General features: G+C 42.8%; 15 protein-coding genes. All 15 read left to right on the forward strand.

What is annotated here, in order from left to right; genetic code table 11:
• The first annotated feature begins 97 nt into the window (after positions 1–97).
• The 15 genes from IQ13_RS01315 to IQ13_RS01385 all read left to right on the forward strand — a co-directional run bounded on the left by IQ13_RS01315 (position 98) and on the right by IQ13_RS01385 (position 17,308).
• Entirely contained in the window at positions 98–862 is a 765-nt protein-coding gene (locus IQ13_RS01315) for a DeoR/GlpR family DNA-binding transcription regulator (RefSeq protein ID WP_144883735.1), read from the forward strand.
• 4 nt (positions 863–866) lie between these two features.
• Positions 867–2,285 carry an L-fucose/L-arabinose isomerase family protein gene (locus tag IQ13_RS01320; RefSeq protein ID WP_144883737.1) on the forward strand — a complete coding sequence of 473 codons (1,419 nt, stop codon included), beginning with the start codon at positions 867–869 and terminating at the stop codon, positions 2,283–2,285.
• A 10-nt stretch (positions 2,286–2,295) separates the two neighbouring features.
• Positions 2,296–3,753: a DUF1593 domain-containing protein gene (locus tag IQ13_RS01325; RefSeq protein ID WP_144883739.1), complete on the forward strand. Its 1,458-nt coding sequence runs from the start codon at positions 2,296–2,298 to the stop codon at positions 3,751–3,753.
• 25 nt (positions 3,754–3,778) lie between these two features.
• Positions 3,779–4,609 (forward strand): transketolase, encoded by an 831-nt coding sequence (locus IQ13_RS01330; protein ID WP_144883741.1) that lies wholly within the window; start codon positions 3,779–3,781, stop codon positions 4,607–4,609.
• A gap of 61 nt (positions 4,610–4,670) precedes the next feature.
• The gene (locus tag IQ13_RS01335; protein WP_144883743.1) at positions 4,671–5,636 is read left to right on the forward strand and encodes a transketolase family protein; all 966 of its coding nucleotides are present in this window, start codon (positions 4,671–4,673) and stop codon (positions 5,634–5,636) included.
• 46 nt (positions 5,637–5,682) lie between these two features.
• On the forward strand, positions 5,683–7,284 hold the full coding sequence (locus IQ13_RS01340) for a DUF5060 domain-containing protein (RefSeq protein WP_199758146.1): 1,602 nt from the start codon (positions 5,683–5,685) through the stop codon (positions 7,282–7,284).
• Positions 7,285–7,315: 31 nt separating this feature from the next.
• Positions 7,316–8,260, forward strand: coding sequence for a D-ribose ABC transporter substrate-binding protein (locus IQ13_RS01345; protein ID WP_144883745.1), 945 nt, complete (start codon positions 7,316–7,318; stop codon positions 8,258–8,260).
• A gap of 5 nt (positions 8,261–8,265) precedes the next feature.
• Positions 8,266–8,895 carry a DUF2291 domain-containing protein gene (locus IQ13_RS01350; protein WP_144883747.1) on the forward strand — a complete coding sequence of 210 codons (630 nt, stop codon included), beginning with the start codon at positions 8,266–8,268 and terminating at the stop codon, positions 8,893–8,895.
• Positions 8,895–10,412, forward strand: a complete 1,518-nt coding sequence (locus IQ13_RS01355; RefSeq protein ID WP_144883749.1) for a sugar ABC transporter ATP-binding protein — start codon at positions 8,895–8,897, stop codon at positions 10,410–10,412. The genes IQ13_RS01350 and IQ13_RS01355 overlap by 1 nt, the downstream gene beginning before the upstream one ends.
• A complete protein-coding gene (locus IQ13_RS01360; RefSeq protein WP_144883751.1) occupies positions 10,409–11,389 on the forward strand; it encodes an ABC transporter permease in 981 nt (326 codons plus the stop codon). Before IQ13_RS01355 ends, IQ13_RS01360 begins: the two co-directional genes overlap by 4 nt.
• A 102-nt stretch (positions 11,390–11,491) precedes the next feature.
• Positions 11,492–12,970 carry an FGGY family carbohydrate kinase gene (locus IQ13_RS01365; protein ID WP_199758147.1) on the forward strand — a complete coding sequence of 493 codons (1,479 nt, stop codon included), beginning with the start codon at positions 11,492–11,494 and terminating at the stop codon, positions 12,968–12,970.
• Positions 12,971–13,186: 216 nt separating this feature from the next.
• On the forward strand, positions 13,187–13,630 hold the full coding sequence (locus IQ13_RS01370; protein WP_144883755.1) for a MaoC family dehydratase: 444 nt from the start codon (positions 13,187–13,189) through the stop codon (positions 13,628–13,630).
• Between the two features lie 2 nt (positions 13,631–13,632).
• Complete coding sequence (locus IQ13_RS01375; protein WP_144883757.1) at positions 13,633–14,784, forward strand: extracellular solute-binding protein; 1,152 nt, start codon at positions 13,633–13,635, stop codon at positions 14,782–14,784.
• Entirely contained in the window at positions 14,781–15,926 is a 1,146-nt protein-coding gene (locus tag IQ13_RS01380; RefSeq protein ID WP_144883759.1) for a CaiB/BaiF CoA transferase family protein, read from the forward strand. The genes IQ13_RS01375 and IQ13_RS01380 overlap by 4 nt, the downstream gene beginning before the upstream one ends.
• A 212-nt stretch (positions 15,927–16,138) precedes the next feature.
• On the forward strand, positions 16,139–17,308 hold the full coding sequence (locus IQ13_RS01385; protein WP_144883761.1) for a CaiB/BaiF CoA transferase family protein: 1,170 nt from the start codon (positions 16,139–16,141) through the stop codon (positions 17,306–17,308).
• Positions 17,309–17,310 lie beyond the last annotated feature (2 nt).

Raw genomic sequence — 17,310 nt, forward strand, 5'->3', positions numbered from 1 at the left:
CTTTTTATTTTGGTTTACTTACGTTGATTTTCGTTTATTTTCGATTTCTTTTGATTTTTTACCAATTTTCGCTAATCTTGTTGCGTAAAACAGGATTATGCTCGCCAATCATCGCCGGGAAAAGATCATCGAATTACTGCAGGAAGACGGTTCGGCCAAGGTACTGAACCTGGCTAAACTGTTTAAAGTAACCGAAGTAACCATCCGCCAGGATCTCGAAAAACTGGAGAAGGACGGTCTCATCATCCGTGAACATGGCGGTGCCTATCTCAAAAATGTAAAAGACCAGGTGCAGGCCTTTTCGCTGGCGCACCAGGAGCATCTCGATAAAAAAGAATTGATCGCTCTCAAATGCTTAGACTTTATTGAAAGCGGCGATACCATCATCCTAGATTCCGGTTCTACCACCACAGAAGTAGCTAAGAAGTTAAAGGGCATGAAAAATCTCACCGTCATCACCAATGCATTAAACATTGCATTGATGTTGGGTGCAGAGCCGGGCATTGAAGTAATTGTAACGGGCGGCGAATTCAAACCGCCAACACTTTCACTAACCGGACAAAAAGCCGCTGATTTTTTTAAAGGATTGCATGTGCAGAAACTGTTCCTTGCAACAGCCGGCATTTCACTCAAAGCCGGTTTAACTTATCCCAGCATCAGCGATATCGTGGTAAAGAAGGCCATGATCGAAGCAGCTGAAACAACTTATCTCGTTGCCGATTCAACAAAGATGGGTAAGGCGGCATTTGCAAGCCTCGGTGCATTATCGCTCATTGATTACATCATTACCGATAACGGCATTGAAGACAAACACAAACAAGTATTTCAAGACAACGATATTGAATTAATCATCGCAAGTTAAAATTATGAGCACAACAAATTATAAAACAGCAACGCTTGGCGTCATCATCGGTAACCGTGATTTCTTTCCCGATAAACTGGTGGCCGAAGCAAGAACACAGATCATTGATCTGTTTAAACAACTCAACATTACTCCGGTGATGTTGAGTGATGCCGATACAAAACTCGGTGGTGTAGAAACATTTGCAGAAGCACAGAAGTGTGCAGCCTTGTTTAAACAACATGCAGAAGCCATTGATGGTATCCTTGTTGTGTTGCCCAACTTTGGTGATGAGAAAGGTGTGGCTGAAACAATTAAATGGTCCGGCTTGAATGTACCGGTGCTTATACAGGCTTATCCCGATGATTTGGGTAAGATGGATGTGGTGAACAGGAGAGATGCCTGGTGCGGAAAGATTTCTGTTTGCAACAACCTCTATCAGTTTGGTATTAAGTATTCGCTTACAACAAAGCATGTGGTAAGTCCAACAGATGAAAGTTTTATTACTGATCTGAAAAATTTCATTGCTGTCTGCAGAGTAGTAAAGGGGATGCGCAAAGTGCGCATTGGTGCAGTGGGTGCAAGGCCTGGTGCTTTCAACACTGTTCGTTACAGCGAAAAAATTCTGCAACGCAACGGCATCTCTGTTACAACTGTTGATCTCTCTGAAATTTTAGGTAATGCCAATAAGTTAACGGCTGATGATAAAGCAGTAAAAGAAAAGCTGGAAAAAATTCATGCCTACACCAGCACAGGTTTAACACCTCCTGATAAATTAGTACAGATCGCAAAGCTCGACGTGGTGCTTGCAAATTTTATGGAAGAAAACAGCCTTGATGCTACAGCTATTCAATGCTGGACATCTATACAGAAAAATTATGGCTGTAATGTTTGTACCAGCATGAGTATGATGAGTGAAAACATGTTGCCATCTGCCTGTGAAGTAGATGTAACAGGTACGCTCAGCATGTATGCGATGCAGTTAGCGAGTGGCTCACCTTCTGCGTTGGTTGACTGGAATAACAACTATGCAGATGATGATACGAAGTGCGTGTTGTTCCATTGTGGTAACTGGGCAAAATCATTTTTACCCGATATCAGCATCAGCACAGCGCCCATCTTAGGTACAAGTGTTGGTACAGAAAATACTTATGGTGCATTGGATGGCCGCACACCTGCAATGCCGTTAACCTTCGGTCGCATCAGCACCGATGATTGCAAAGGCATCATCAAAGCATACATTGGCGAAGGTGAATTAACCAACGATGCGTTGAACACATTTGGTAACCGTGCTGTGGCACAGATCAATAACCTGCAGGGCTTAATGAACTATGTATGCCGTAACGGTTTTGAACACCACGTGGTGATGAATGCCAGCAAAACCGCAGGCATCTTAAAAGAAGCATTTGAAAATTACCTTGGTTGGGAAACGTATTGTCATTAAAAAAACAAGAATGAAAAAAACAACAACGGTAAACGTTATTATTTTTCTTTTTACTTTTTTGAATTTACAGTTTGTATGCAGCCCCGTTTCCGGTCAGGCTAAACCAAAGCATAGATTGATTGTGCTGACAGATATTGAAGCCGATCCTGATGACACTCAATCAATGGTTCGGCTTCTTTTGTATGCTAATCAAATTGATATAAAAGGATTGATTGCTACAACTTCCGTTTGGCAAAAAACAAGAGTAGCTCCCGAATCAATCAAAAAAATTGTAAATGCTTACGGTAAGGTGCAAGTCAATCTTGATCTGCATGAGCCCGGCTTTCCTCTTGCAAGTGACCTGATGTCTTTAGTAAAGCAAGGTCCCGAAAAATATGGCATGACCGCAGTTGGAAAAGATCAGGATTCTGAAGGATCAGAATGGATAATAAAAAATCTGGATGAAAACGATCAACGTCCGTTATACATTTCTGTATGGGGTGGAGTTAATACGTTGGCACAGGCCTTATATAAAATCAAACAAACAAGGCCTCCTGCAGAAGTAAAGCGGCTTGTTTCTAAATTAAGAGTGTATACAATTTCCGATCAGGATGATAGCGGTATATGGCTGCGAAATAATTTTCCGGATCTTTTTTTTATTATAAGTCCGGGGGATGATTATGGCAGTTCAACATGGGTTGCTATTAATTCGCAAATAAAGGGCATAACCAATGAAGAGATCAGCAACAGCTGGCTTACTCAAAATATTCAACAGGGACATGGTCCGTTGGGAGCAGTTTATCCTGATGTGTCATGGGGTATGGAAGGCGATACACCATCATGGCTTTCATTAATTCCAAATGGAATCAATGAGCCCGAGCATCCTGATTGGGGTGGATGGGGTGGACGCTATAAATTATACGTGCCGGATTTTGCTAAACAAAAGAAAGGATCATCGGGTGTGCCGCACCAACAGGAAACCCGTGCAATATGGACAGATGATGCAGATGCATACACGCCATTTATTTATTCCAATTTTGGTCGTGTTGTAAAACCAGATACGCTTCGTTATAACGATAATAAAGCTACTCTCTGGCGTTGGAGACAGGATTTTCAAAACGATTTTGCTGCCCGCATGGATTGGTGTTTGGCAGATTACAAGAAGGCGAATCATCCGCCTGTTCCTGTATTGAAGCAGTCTGCAGATTTCACTGTAAGATCCGGAGAAAAGTTTACGTTAGATGCATCCGCATCTTATGATCCCGATGGAGATAGTTTCAGTATTTTATGGTTCAATTACCCAGAAGCAGGTTCTTATAAAGATGAGATAAAAGTTTTGCCGGAAAATTATCCCCAGATTTCCATTACAGCACCGGTTGTCGATAAAACGGAAACGCTTCATTTTATTTTGAAAGTAACTGATAAAGGAACTCCGGTTTTATCAAGGTATAAAAGAATAATTGTGACAGTATTGCCTCCAAAAAAATAATAGAACCATTTGTGATTGAAAGAGTATGACAACAAAAGAATTAAAAATAAAATCCATTGAATACCGCAAGAAAATACTCAAGTACATCTTGCAGGCAAAGGCGGGACATACCGGTGGCAGTTTATCGTGTACCGATATATTGAACGTATTGTACAACGATGTGATGAATATTTCTCCGGCAAACTTTTCATCGCCTGACCGTGACCGTTACGTACAAAGTAAAGGACATAGTGTGGAAGCATTGTTTGTGGTGTTGGCCGATAAAGGATTCTTTCCCGAAGAGGAATTGAATACACTTTGCCGCTATCAATCGCATTACATTGGTCACCCAACACGAAAAGTAAAAGGTGTTGAACAGAATACCGGTGCATTAGGTCATGGTTTGCCGATTTGTGTAGGCACGGCCATTGCAGCTAAACTCGACAATAAAGATTACCGTGTGTTTACATTGATGGGCGATGGAGAATTACCCGAAGGCAGCAACTGGGAAGCGGCCTTGAGTGCAGCGCATTACAAACTCGATAATCTCTGTGCCATTGTTGATAAAAACAGTCTGCAGATTACTGCACCCACAGCTGATGTAATGAATACCGATCCGTTGGATGAAAAATGGAAAGCATTTGGCTGGGCGGTGAAAGAAGTGAATGGAAATGATATTGATGAGCTGCGTGCAGCGTTCAAAAGTCTGCCGTTTGAAGAAGGGAAGCCTTCTGTCATCATTGCACATACAACAAAGGGAAAGGGCGTGAGCTTTATGGAGAATGAATTGAAGTGGCATCACGGTGTGCCGAGCGAAGAACAGTATGAACAGGCACTGGAAGAATTAAATGGATTACTCACCGATATCTCAGATTAACACGGATAAAATCCGTGTCAATCCGTGTGTTCTGTGAGAAAATAAAATCAGATAGAAAAAAATGGCTGAACAAATAATTATACAACCGGGTGCAGATAAACCCAACCAGGATGTTTTTGCTGAAACGTTACAACGTTTGGCAGAAACAGACCGCAACATCATTGCTGTTACCAGCGATTCAAGAGGCTCGGGTAAACTGGTTCCTTTCGGAAAAAAGTTTCCCAACCAAATTGTGGAAGTAGGTATTGCTGAACAAAATCTTGTTGGTGTGGCTGCAGGGTTAGGTTCCTGCGATAAAAAAGTATTTGCTGTTTCACCTGCATGTTTTTTAACAGCACGTTCATTGGAGCAAATCAAGAACGATATCTGCTACAGCGATCATCCGGTTACAGTAGTGGGCATCAGTGCTGGTGTAAGCTATGGTGCATTGGGCAGTACGCATCACAGTCTGCACGATTTTGCTGTGCTGCGTGCCATCAACAACATCACTATTGTTGTTCCTGCAGATAATTACGAAACAGAAAAAGCAACCGAGCTGGCTGCTGCAAGTGATAAACCGGTGTACCTGCGTTTCGGTAAAAAAGTTATGCCATCACTGAAAACAGATAACAGCGATGATTTCATGTTTGGCAAAGGAAGAGTGATTGCAGAAGGAAATGATGTAGCCATTATAGCAAACGGCGAAACAGTTTATCCGGCTGTGCAGGCTGCTGAAGTTTTAAAAGAACAAGGCATTCATGCAACAGTGGTAAGCATGCATACAATCAAACCATTGGACACGGCATTGCTTGCTGCATTGGCTGCAAAATGCAACGCCATCATCACCGTTGAAGAACACAGTGTAAATGGCGGCTTGGGCGAAGCCTGTGCATCATGGCTGTTGCAAAACGGTTATGCAAAGCCTTTTAAGATCATGGGTATTCCCGATGAATACACCGTCACCGGTTCGCAGGTAGAAATATTGAATCATTATGGTATAAGCAAAGAGGGTATAGCAAAAGAAGTGATGCATCTCATCAGCAAATAAGTAAGTTCAGCAATATTTTTTTCGATTACGCCAAAATAAAAAACAAATGATTGCCCAACGTATCATGTTCAGCTGCATGGCAGTGCTGTTCGCTGTCTGCTCTTTTGCTCAAACACAGGTAGAGCAATGGGGAAGGTTTGAAACTGTTTTACATTACAAAGCAAACGGTAATGCATTTACAGATGTTCGCTTAACTGCTACGTTCAGCAATGGCGATACTTCGATCAATGTATCCGGCTTTTACGACGGTGCCGATGTGTTCCGTATCCGTTTTATGCCGCCGGCAACAGGCAACTGGTCGTATCAAACCAGCAGCAACATCCGTTTACTCAATAATCAAAAAGGAAGTTTTCAATGCATTCAACCCGCTGCTGCCAATCATGGCCCGGTGAAAGTGCACAAGCAATATCATTTCAGTTTTGCAGATGGTAAATTGTTTTATCCAGTTGGTACAACAGCTTATGCATGGAACCACATGGGGCAGGCCTTGCAGCAACAAACACTGCAATCGTTAAAGCAAAGTGGTTTCAATAAACTACGTATGTGTGTATTTCCTAAAAACTACGATCTCGTTATTGAAGAGCCGGAATTATTTCCGTACGAAGTGAAACAACAAGCAACTTCAAAAACAGATAAATGGGATCTTACCCGTTTCAATCCGGCTTTCTTTCGGCAACTCGAACAACAGATCGATGCATTGCAGCAACTGGGTATTGAAGTTGATCTCATCGTTTTCCATCCTTACGACAAAGGAAGGTGGGGGTTCGATGCCATGGCGCAGGAGGCCAACTTCAGATATATTCATTACCTCACAGCCAGGTTAGCAGCGTTCAGGAATATCTGGTGGTCTGTTGCCAACGAGTGGGACTTAGTGAAACCAAAAACACATGATGATTGGGTGGCATTAACAAAAGAGATCAGTAAGAACGATCCATATAAACATCTTTTGTCGATACACGGAAGCACAGCTAAATATTTTGAATACTGGATGCCCGAGATCACACATGTGAGTGTGCAGGATGAAGCACCGGTGATGCATTGGGGGGCAGCTTCTATTTTGCGTAACGTCTATTACAAACCTGTTGTGTATGATGAAGTGGGTTATGAAGGAAATCTGCAGCACCGTTGGGGACGATACAGTGCAGAAGAAATGACGTACTTGATGTGGATGGCAACGATTGGTGGCACCTATGTAACGCATGGTGAAACCTATCGCTACAAAGATAATACTGATACCATCTTTTGGGCGAAAGGTGGAACATGGAAAGGTAAAAGCTGGATGCGTGCAGCATTTATGCGAAAGATATTGGAAGAAGGTGGTGGTCCATTGGAGCCTGCAGATATAAGTCGTGATATGCACACGGCAACTGCTGGTAAGGGTTATTACCTGTTGTATTTCGGTAAAGAGATCAATGAATATTGGGTGTTTAATCTGCCAACAAAAAACGGACAGTTTGAACGGGCAAAGCCTGGTGATCGGTTTAAAGCAGAGATCATCGACACATGGGAGATGACGGTAACACCTATTGCAGAAGAGTTTGTTTTGGGCGAACAAAACGATTACCGCTACTATGATAAAGCGATGAAGAAGATAAAGCTGCCCATGAAACCTTATCTGGCCTTACGAATAACAGCAATCAAAAAATAATCAACAATAACGATTCACATACGATTGCAATATGAAGCCCAAAAGCATTTTTTATTCAGTGATGGTGCTGCTGCTGTTTGTAGCTGCCTGTAATAACAAAACGGAGAAGACAGGTAGTAAACGCATTGCCGTTGTTGTTTCAACACTCAACAATCCATGGTTTGTATTTCTAGCAGAAACGGCCGCAGCAAAAGCAAGGGCACTGGGTTATGAAGCAAGAATATTTGATTCGCAAAATAACACTGCACTTGAAAGTGATCATTTCGAAAATATTATCGTTGCAGGTTTTGATGCTATCCTGTTCAACTCAACTGATGCAGATGGTTCTGTTGCCAATGTGCAGAAAGCGAAGGATGCAGGTATTCCTGTTTTTTGCATGGACAGGGAGATCAATTCGCTCAATGCAGCTACTTCACAAATTTTAAGCGACAGTTATTCAGGGGCTGTTTCCATTGGTAAATACTTCACACAAGAATTAAATAAAAAAGGAGCATACGTGGAGTTGCTTGGTCTTGTTGGCGATAATAACACATGGGCTCGTTCAAAAGGTTTTCACAGTGTGGTAGATCAATACAAAGGATTGAAGATGGTCGCTCAACAAAGTGCTGACTTCGACCGCAACAAAGCAATGGAAGTGATGGAATCGATCCTGCAGGCACATCCAAATATTGATGGCGTGTTTTGCGGGAATGATGCAATGGCCATGGGTGCATACCAGGCATTAGTGAATGCAGGTAAGGCCGATAAAGTAAAAGTGTTTGGTTTTGACGGGGCAGAAGATGCCATTGTTTCCATCGGCGAAAATAAAGTGGCAGCAACAGGAATGCAATTTCCGAAAGTAATGGCCGAAACGGCTGCTGCGTATGCAGATGAATATATTAAAGGCCGTAGAGATTTTCCGCAGAAAGTACCTGTGGCAGTTGAGCTCGTTACCAGCAGAAATATCAAAGACTATATCGCTTACGGTAAAAAATAAGATACGTGAAAAAATACCTGAAATATATCATCACCATTGCAGCAGTTGGATTACTAGCCTACAAATCGGTTTACTTTAAAAAGCTGAGTGAAGTAAAGGCGAAAACAGCAACTGCATTTGATGCAGCAGGCTTTACACAAAAAATCTGGAGCGAACAATTGAATACAAAGCTCGACAGCGCTATTGAATTAACTACATTGATCAAAGCCATTGAAGCTGCACCTGCAGATGCATTCAACAGGCATACCAATGCCTTGGCGATTGGTAACTATCGTAATGCTATGGTAAAGCTGAATGCGGAAGTGAAGCAGGTAAATGAAGATGACGTTCTTGTGCAATTGCCTTTTGCTGATTCGATGCTGACTGTAAAAGTTGCTACGGAATTTGTGTATGGCAATGCCATTCGTGATGCATCAAGATTAGTGGATGTAAAAGATTTTCCCAATACCAATGATCTGAACAGCATTTCTGAAGAACTGAACAAAACTGTTCGTACGACAATATTGAAGCCATTCAAACAAGCTGTGAAAGCAGGCGATAAAGTGGTGGTTACCGGGGCAATTGAAATCAACAAAGCACATCTTAACTGGAGTGAGCCGGAAATAATTCCTGTTCGTCTGCAAATTGTAAACTGATGTTGGTTGCAAAAAACATATCGAAAAAGTTTTCGGGTGTAACGGCCTTGTCGAATGTGAACCTGGAGTTGCGTCCCGGCAAAGTAAATGCGATCATTGGTGAGAATGGTGCAGGCAAATCCACGCTCATGAAAATCCTTTCCGGCGTACATACACAGTACGAAGGCGAAATTGTTTTCAAAGATAAAGTGGTGAAGTTTACCAATACCAAAGAGGCGGAAGAAGCAGGCATTGCTATTATTCACCAGGAGTTAAATCTTGTTCCTTATTTATCTGTTGCCGAAAATATTTTTCTTGGTCGTGAGTTGATCAACTGGCTCAATATGGTGGACAGAAAACAGATGCGTGAAAAAGCAAACGCATTGCTGCAACGCCTCAACCTGAATATCGATCCCGATACAAAAATTGCAGAACTGAAAGTTGGTCAGCAGCAGTTGGTGGAAATTGCAAAAGCATTGTACACAAATGCAGAAGTGATCATTATGGATGAACCCACTTCGGCCATCAGCGATAAGGAAGTGGAGCAGCTGTTTGCCATCATCAACCAGTTAAAAGCAGACGGGAAAACCATCGCTTATATTTCGCACAAACTGAAAGAGCTGTTTTCCATAGCCGATCGATTTGTTGTACTGCGAGATGGCACTACCGTTGATGCAGGTGATATGAACAGCGTTACACAAGACGAACTGATACAAAAAATGACGGGTCGCCAACTCAATTTGCAGAAGAGTGGTAAACTCATCAGCAATGCAGAAGAATTAATGACGGTAAAAAATATCAGCCTCAAACATCCCTTGCTGCGTTTTACCAATATTCTTACCAATGTTTCTTTTACGTTGCATAAAGGAGAGATACTTGGTGTGTATGGTTTAATGGGTGCAGGGCGTACCGAATTGATGGAATGTATTTTCGGCTTGCATCCGAAGAATTCATCAGGAGAAATAAAGATGAAAGGTAAAAGCTGCAAAATAAAAACACCTGCCGATGCCATTGCTGCAGGCATTGCGTTGGTGCCCGAAGATCGTAAACTGCACGGGCTTATCCTCAACCAGAACATCAAAACAAATATCAGCTTAACGGTTTTGAAGCAGATCGAGAAGTGGGGATTGCTGTTGAGTACGAAGAAAGAAAAAAACTTAGCCGATAATTATATCAGCCGCCTTGCCATAAAAACATCATCGGATAAAAACCTGGCAAAGAATCTCAGCGGTGGCAATCAACAAAAAATTGTATTGGCGAAATGGCTGGCTACACATCCGCAGATTTTATTGCTTGACGAACCTACACGTGGTATTGACATCAATGCCAAAGCAGAGATTTATAAACTGATGAAAACATTGGCCGATGAAGGTATGGGTATCATCATGGTATCGTCTGAATTGCCGGAAATACTCGCCGTATCGGATCGTGTATTAGTGATGTGCGAAGGCGAACTCACCGCATCCATACCTATTGATGAGGCAACCGAAGCTGGAATATTGACATACGCCATCTACAAAAACGAACTAACAGCATGATAGCTCAACTCAAGATCGGATCTGATACGCTTAAACGGTTTCAATCGCTCATTGCCTTGCTCATTCTGTGCACGATTCTGAGCTTTATGACCGATAAATTCTTTACAGCTGATAATGGCTTAAACGTTTTACGCCAGATAGCTGTGAACATTTGTATTGCTACAGGTATGACGCTGATTGTACTTACAGCAGGTATTGATCTGTCTGTTGGTTCGGTGTTAGCTTTGTGCGGAGCAGTTACAGTAGGTTTGCTGCGAAACGGTGTTGAAATCCCCGCAGGCGATTTATTTGTTGGCTTTACATTGTTAGGTGCTATTCTTGGTGGATTACTTTGCGGCTGGCTGCTTGGTTGGTTCAATGGCTTTGCTATTACAAAGTTTAATGTGCCGCCGTTTGTTGCAACGCTTGCCATGCTTACCATTGCAAGAGGGTTTACCATGTTGTACACAAAAGGTCATCCCATCAGTAACCTCGGAAAAGAATTTGCATTTATTGGTTCGGGTTCTTTCCTGGGTATTCCTGTTCCGGTATGGATCGCAGCTATTGTTGTATTGCTTGCTGTTTTCATTACGCAGAAAACAAAAATGGGTCGTTACATTTATGCTATTGGCGGTAACGAACAGGCGGCCAAACTATCAGGCATCAATATCAACAGAGTAAAAATTACCGTGTATTCCTTTGCAGGTGCATTGGCTGCATTAGGCGGAATTATTGTTACAGCACGTTTGGATTCTGCTCAACCCAATGCGGGCATGAGTTACGAACTTGATGCCATTGCAGCAGTGGTGATTGGTGGTACATCGTTAAGCGGTGGCAAAGGAAGTGTGTGGGGCACCGTTATGGGCGCAGTTATTATTGGTGTGCTCAACAATGGCTTGGTGTTGCTAAATGTATCTCCGTTCTGGCAGCAGGTAGTAAAAGGTGGGGTGATTTTGTTAGCGGTGATCATTGATAAAGCCGGAGAGAGGAGGGATTGATTTGACAAATACAATAATAGTGTCGCACAGATAACACCGATTTGCACAGTATGAAAATCTGGATTCATCTGCGCAATCTGTGAGGAAAAATAAAAAATGGCTATGAAATTTATACTTGCAATTGATCAGGGAACCAGCTCTACCAAATCACTCATCTTCGATGAACAAGGACAGGCTGTTGCCAAAGGTTCCGAAAATTTACATACGCATTATTTCGGCGATGGTTTTGTTGAACAGGAACCGGAAGTCATCTATCAAAATGTATTGGCTTCGGTTGCAAAATGTTTGCAGGACTTTACAGGCAAAGGTCATGAGACAACTGCAATTACAGGCATTGGTATTTCCAACCAGCGGGAAACATTTGTAGTGTGGGATAAAAGCGGAAAGCCATTGCATAACGCCGTGGTATGGCAATGCAAACGTTCGGTGCAGATTTGTGAAGAGCTGAAACAACAAGGTTTGTCTCAACTGGTGAATGCGAAAACAGGTCTGGTGATCGACCCTTATTTCTCAGCAACCAAACTCATCTGGCTTAATCAGAATAACGAAGCTGTAAAGAATGCTATTGCAAAAGGCGAAGCCTGTTTCGGCACAGTTGATACCTGGTTGTTGTACAAAATGACCAATGGAAAAAGCTATGCAACTGATTATACCAATGCATCAAGAACCTTGCTGTTCAATCTGCATTCACTTGAGTGGGATGAAGAGCTGATCAATGCATTCGGTTTAACAGGAATACAACTGCCGGAAGTAGAATCATCTGCTGCAGTATTTGGTGAAACAACATTGGGTGGGTTGTTTGCACAGCCTGTTCCCGTTGCAGCTATGATCGGCGATTCGCATGCAGCAGCATTTGGCGAAGGTTGTTTTGAAGCTGGTACAGCCAAGGCAACTTTGGGTACGGGCTGCAGTATTCTCATGAACATTGGTGATAAACCGGTGCAATCGAAAAACGGAATGGTCACTACTATTTGCTGGAGTATCGATGGACGTATTGATTACGCATTGGAAGGCGTAATCGTAAGCTGCGGTGCAACCATCGAGTGGTTAAAGAATGAACTGAGCTTATTTGGCGACAGTAAAGAAACAGAAGCCATGGCAACAGCTGTTGCTGATAATGGTGGCGTGTACCTTATTCCGGCCTTCAGCGGATTAGGTTCACCACATTGGCAAATGGATCGTAAAGCGTCCATCGAGGGCATTAGTTTCGGTACAACAAAAAATCATATCGTAAGAGCAGCACTGGAATCAATTCCTTACCAAATAAAAGATGTGATGAGTGCTATGCAAGCCGATGCAACAGTGAATTTAAAAAGCATCAACATCAACGGTGGAATTTCAGGAAATCGTTTTGTGATGCAAATGATTGCCGATCTGCTGCAGATTAATATTACCCGTTCGGCAGTAGCCGATGCATCTGCATTGGGGGCTGCTTTTTTAGCCGGACTCGGAACCGGGCTGTTCAACGGTCTTGATAGGTTGAAAGCGTCTATCGCTGTTGATACAACCTATCAACCCAACGCCGAAACAAAATTGCAGGACTTTTATCAGCAATGGCAAACGATCATTCAGCATTCCTGATACGCCTCGCTTAATCCTTCAACACAAACTCCCTGTTTGCTGTCTTAACCAGTCGGATTGCCTTCGTATTCCTGTCTGTTGGAAAATAATCCATCAAATCAGTAAAACCTTCCATTGAACGCCCCGACGGCCTGTTATACCTTGAACTTCGGAATAAACAGTCGGATTCGGCATAAGAACCATCTGTTTGATGCATAAAACTGATTGCAGCCAGCTATGTTTATACAGAAGTATTTCGAGGAGTTTCAATTAAACGATGTTCGCCAAACCAAGGGTCGAACCATCACCGAAACCGATATTGTGATTCACGCCGGTCAGTCAGGCGATTTCTTTCCCCATCATATGGATGAAGAGTGGTGCAAAAGCCAGCCGTTTAAAAAGCGCATTGCACATGGCACCCTCATTTTTACAGTAGCCATTGGTTTAACCGCCGATTTTGTAAACGAGGTAAGCATGACCTATGGTTACGAACGGTTACGATTTATTAAACCTGTATTTATTAACGATACCATTAAGGTAACGGTAACCATAAAAGATTTGAAAGACCACAAAAAGCCGGAGTACGGTTTAGTAACGGAGTTAGTGGAATGTTTTAACCAGCACAACGAATTGGTGATGTTGTGCGAACATATTCTCATGGTTAAAAAAGGAAACAGTTAAGAATGGAACGAATTATTCTGAATGGTATTACATGGGGACACAGCAGGGGTATAACGCCTCTGCTTGCTGTTTCCCAACGTTATTCCGAATTACACCCCAATGTGGAGATACACTGGAAAAAACGTACACTCCAGGAGTTTGCTGATTTTCCGATTGAAGAATTGACGAAGGAATATGATCTGCTCATCATCGATCATCCCTGGGTGGGCTGTGCCGATGCCACAAATTGTGTTCTGCCGCTGAACGAATATTTATCAGATATTTATTTAAGAGATCAACAGGAAAATTCTGTTGGTCTTTCGCATAACAGCTACAACTACAACAATAAACAATGGGCCTTGGCCATTGATGCAGCAACACCCGCAGCCAGTTACCGGAAAGATTTGTTGAATGATGTGCCGCAAACATGGAGCGATGTGCTGTCGTTAGCGAACGAAGGAAAAGTAGCAGTACCTGCTATTCCTATCGATCTGCTCATGAACTTTTATACGTTTTGTATTGCACATGGTACAGAGCCTTTTCAGAGTGAAGAGGAGGTGATTGATGCAGCAACAGGCATCCTTGCCATTGAAACCATGAAGGAGTTGTACAGTGTGGTAGATGAAAAGATGTTCAGCTGTAACCCTATTGCAGTGGCAGAGTTAATGAGTACAACCAACGATTATGTCTATTGTCCGTTTGCGTATGGTTATTCTAATTATGCACGCAAAGGATATGCACCACATTTATTGCATTATGCCGATGTGGTTACGTTCAACGAAAAAAAACTGCGGACAACAATTGGCGGAACAGGGCTTTCTGTTTCTGCCTTTGGTAAGCACAAAGATGTAGCGGTAGATTTTGCTGCGATGGTTGTATCGGGCGAATGTCAAAGTACCATGTATGTGCAACACGGCGGCCAACCAGGTCATCGCAGTGCATGGACAGATCCGACAGCCAATCATTTAACCAATTACTTTTTTACGCAGGTGTTACCGGTAATGGAGAATGGGTATATGCGTCCACGTTACAATGGTTATCTGCATTTTCAGGATCATGCAGGCGATCCCTTGCAGCATTGTTTGCTGCACGATACCGATCCGCAAAAAGCACTCGATGCTATGAACACTATTTACGAACAGAGTTTAGCTAAACAAACAGCTTTCACCGCATGATGAACTTACCCTTACAAGGAATTGTAGTGCTGGAGTTTTGCCAATATTTATCCGGTCCATCGGCATCCTTGCGTTTGGCCGATCTTGGTGCACGTGTCATCAAAATTGAACGGCCGGGCACAGGCGATGCTGGTCGTAAACTGGCCATTAAAGATTTGTGGGTGGATGACAGTTCGTTGTTGTTTCATACCATCAACCGGAATAAAGAAAGTTTTACAGCCGATCTGAAGAACGAAGAAGATAAGGCTGTGTTGTATAAATTAATTGCAAAGGCCGATGTGCTCATTCATAATTTCCGTCCGGATGTGATGGGGAAAAACGGATTGGATTATGCAACAGTGCAGCAGCTTAATCCAAAGTTGGTGTATGCAGAAATTTCCGGCTATGGTAAGAAAGGACCGTGGAAAAATAAGCCTGGTCAGGATTTGTTGGTACAATCAATGGCAGGGCTTGCATATACAACTGGTAACGGCAGTAACGGTCCGGTGCCTTTTGGTATTTCCATTACCGATATTATGGCGGGTTCGCAATTGGTGCAGGGAATATTAGGTGCACTCATCCGCAGACAAAAAACAGGAAAAGGAGCGTTGATTGAAGTGAGCCTGCTGGAATCGTTACTCGATTTTCAATTTGAATTACTCACAACCTATTTTACCAGCAAACAGCAACCAAAGCGGAGTGTACTTGCAAATGGTCAGCCATTGTTAGGTGCTCCCTACGGCATTTATCAAACAGCTGATGGATACCTGGCTTTGGCTATGATGGATCTTCATCAGTTAGCCGATACCATTGGTTGTGCCGGTTTGAAAAATTTTGCAAAAGAAGATGCATTTGCAAAGCGAGATGACATCAAACGACTGTTGGTCGATCATCTTGTAACGAAGGAAACAAACTTTTGGTTGGGCTTATTACAGGATGCAGGTTTGTGGGCAATGGAAGTAATGAACTGGGACGAATTGACAGAACATGAAGCCTACCGTGTATTGCAAATGGAGCAGGAGATAACAGTAAACAACCGTGCAATCAGCACAACACGTTGTCCCATCCGTATTGATGGCGAATTGTTGTTAAGTACAAAACCTGCACCGCAGTTGGGGGAACAGAATGAGGCGATACGGAGAGAGTTGGTAGCCGGTAGTTGATAGTGTTTAGTTTGATGTTTATGATTTATAGTTAAATGTTATGCGTAATGGGTTACGAGTGGATCAGCATCGTTATCCCCTCTTGGGAGGTGCGCAAACTGCAACACAGAGGAGTGATAAACAGGGGTGGGTTAATTGATGAGTAATGAATAATGGATAGTGAGCGTGTTCTTCATTCACAATTAACCATTGACCATTCACAAAAAAACAAAATGAAACTTTTAGAAGATATATTGATCATTGATTTCAGCCAGTTCCTTTCGGGGCCATCTGCAGCATTACGTTTGGCCGATATGGGAGCAGAGGTGATCAAAGTGGAGCGTCCGGGTACCGGCGATATTTGCCGGGAGCTGTATGTGAGTGATGTGATGATCGAAGGCGAATCAACCATTTTTCATGCCATCAACCGCAACAAAGAAAGTTATGCGGCCGATCTGAAAAATCCGGATGATCTGTTTAAAATAAAACAACTTATTGCAAAGGCCGATGTGGTGATGCACAATTTCCGTCCGGGAGTAATGGAACGCATCGGGCTCGATTATGCAAGTGTAAAACAGATCAAACCCGATATTGTATATGCAGAGATCAGCGGTTATGGCACCGAAGGTCCGTGGAAAGATTTACCCGGACAGGATCTGTTGTTGCAATCAGCGTCGGGTTTAACATGGCTCAGCAATAACATTCATGAAAGCCCTACACCCATGGGTGTGGCTGTGGTAGATATTATGGCCGGTACACATGTGGCACAGGGAATTTTAGCCGCATTGTTCCGCAAAGGACAAACAGGCGAAGGTGCGTTGGTGCAGGTAAGTATGCTGGAAAGTATTTTAGATTTTCAGTTTGAAGTATTGACCTGTTATTACAACGACGGACGGCAGTTACCCGTTCGTGGGGCGGTAAACAGTGCGCATGCTTACATTGCGGCGCCCTATGGTATTTATAAAACAAATGATGATTACATTGCATTGGCAATGACCAATATTCCAACATTGGCCGGATTACTGCAGTGTGAACCGTTGAAGCTATTTTCGAACAGCAACGATTGGTTTGCTAAGCGTGATGAGATCAAAGCCATACTGGCAAAACATCTTTCAACACAATCGGCACAACATTGGCTGGCAGTATTGGAAAGTGCAGATGTTTGGTGTGCTCCCGTAATGGATTATGATGCATTGGTAAAACAGGAAGGCTACCGTGTGCTGGAAATGGAGATCAATGTAAAAACAGGCAACGGACTAACGGTAAGCACCACCCGCTGTCCGATAAGAGTAGACGGAGAATTGTTGGTATCAGAAAAAGGTGCGCCAACATTGGGCGAGCATAACGAACAGATCGAACAACAGTTTGGATTAACTTCTCACTTAGAAAGTGTAAGTAAATAAGG

The sequence above is a fragment of the Lacibacter cauensis genome, from assembly GCF_007830055.1.
Lineage (GTDB): Bacteria > Bacteroidota > Bacteroidia > Chitinophagales > Chitinophagaceae > Lacibacter > Lacibacter cauensis.

Excerpts from the sequence above, each read along its gene's own strand:
- IQ13_RS01320 (WP_144883737.1), top strand. The coding sequence starts at position 867 with ATGAGCACAACAAATTATAAAACAGCAACGCTTGGCGTCATCATCGGT.
- IQ13_RS01340 (WP_199758146.1), top strand. The coding sequence starts at position 5,683 with ATGATTGCCCAACGTATCATGTTCAGCTGCATGGCAGTGCTGTTCGCT.
- IQ13_RS01385 (WP_144883761.1), top strand. The coding sequence starts at position 16,139 with ATGAAACTTTTAGAAGATATATTGATCATTGATTTCAGCCAGTTCCTT.
- IQ13_RS01315 (WP_144883735.1), top strand. The coding sequence starts at position 98 with ATGCTCGCCAATCATCGCCGGGAAAAGATCATCGAATTACTGCAGGAA.
- IQ13_RS01325 (WP_144883739.1), top strand. The coding sequence starts at position 2,296 with ATGAAAAAAACAACAACGGTAAACGTTATTATTTTTCTTTTTACTTTT.
- IQ13_RS01360 (WP_144883751.1), top strand. The coding sequence starts at position 10,409 with ATGATAGCTCAACTCAAGATCGGATCTGATACGCTTAAACGGTTTCAA.
- IQ13_RS01375 (WP_144883757.1), top strand. The coding sequence starts at position 13,633 with ATGGAACGAATTATTCTGAATGGTATTACATGGGGACACAGCAGGGGT.
- IQ13_RS01380 (WP_144883759.1), top strand. The coding sequence starts at position 14,781 with ATGATGAACTTACCCTTACAAGGAATTGTAGTGCTGGAGTTTTGCCAA.
- IQ13_RS01365 (WP_199758147.1), top strand. The coding sequence starts at position 11,492 with ATGAAATTTATACTTGCAATTGATCAGGGAACCAGCTCTACCAAATCA.
- IQ13_RS01370 (WP_144883755.1), top strand. The coding sequence starts at position 13,187 with ATGTTTATACAGAAGTATTTCGAGGAGTTTCAATTAAACGATGTTCGC.
- IQ13_RS01345 (WP_144883745.1), top strand. The coding sequence starts at position 7,316 with ATGAAGCCCAAAAGCATTTTTTATTCAGTGATGGTGCTGCTGCTGTTT.
- IQ13_RS01355 (WP_144883749.1), top strand. The coding sequence starts at position 8,895 with ATGTTGGTTGCAAAAAACATATCGAAAAAGTTTTCGGGTGTAACGGCC.
- IQ13_RS01335 (WP_144883743.1), top strand. The coding sequence starts at position 4,671 with ATGGCTGAACAAATAATTATACAACCGGGTGCAGATAAACCCAACCAG.
- IQ13_RS01330 (WP_144883741.1), top strand. The coding sequence starts at position 3,779 with ATGACAACAAAAGAATTAAAAATAAAATCCATTGAATACCGCAAGAAA.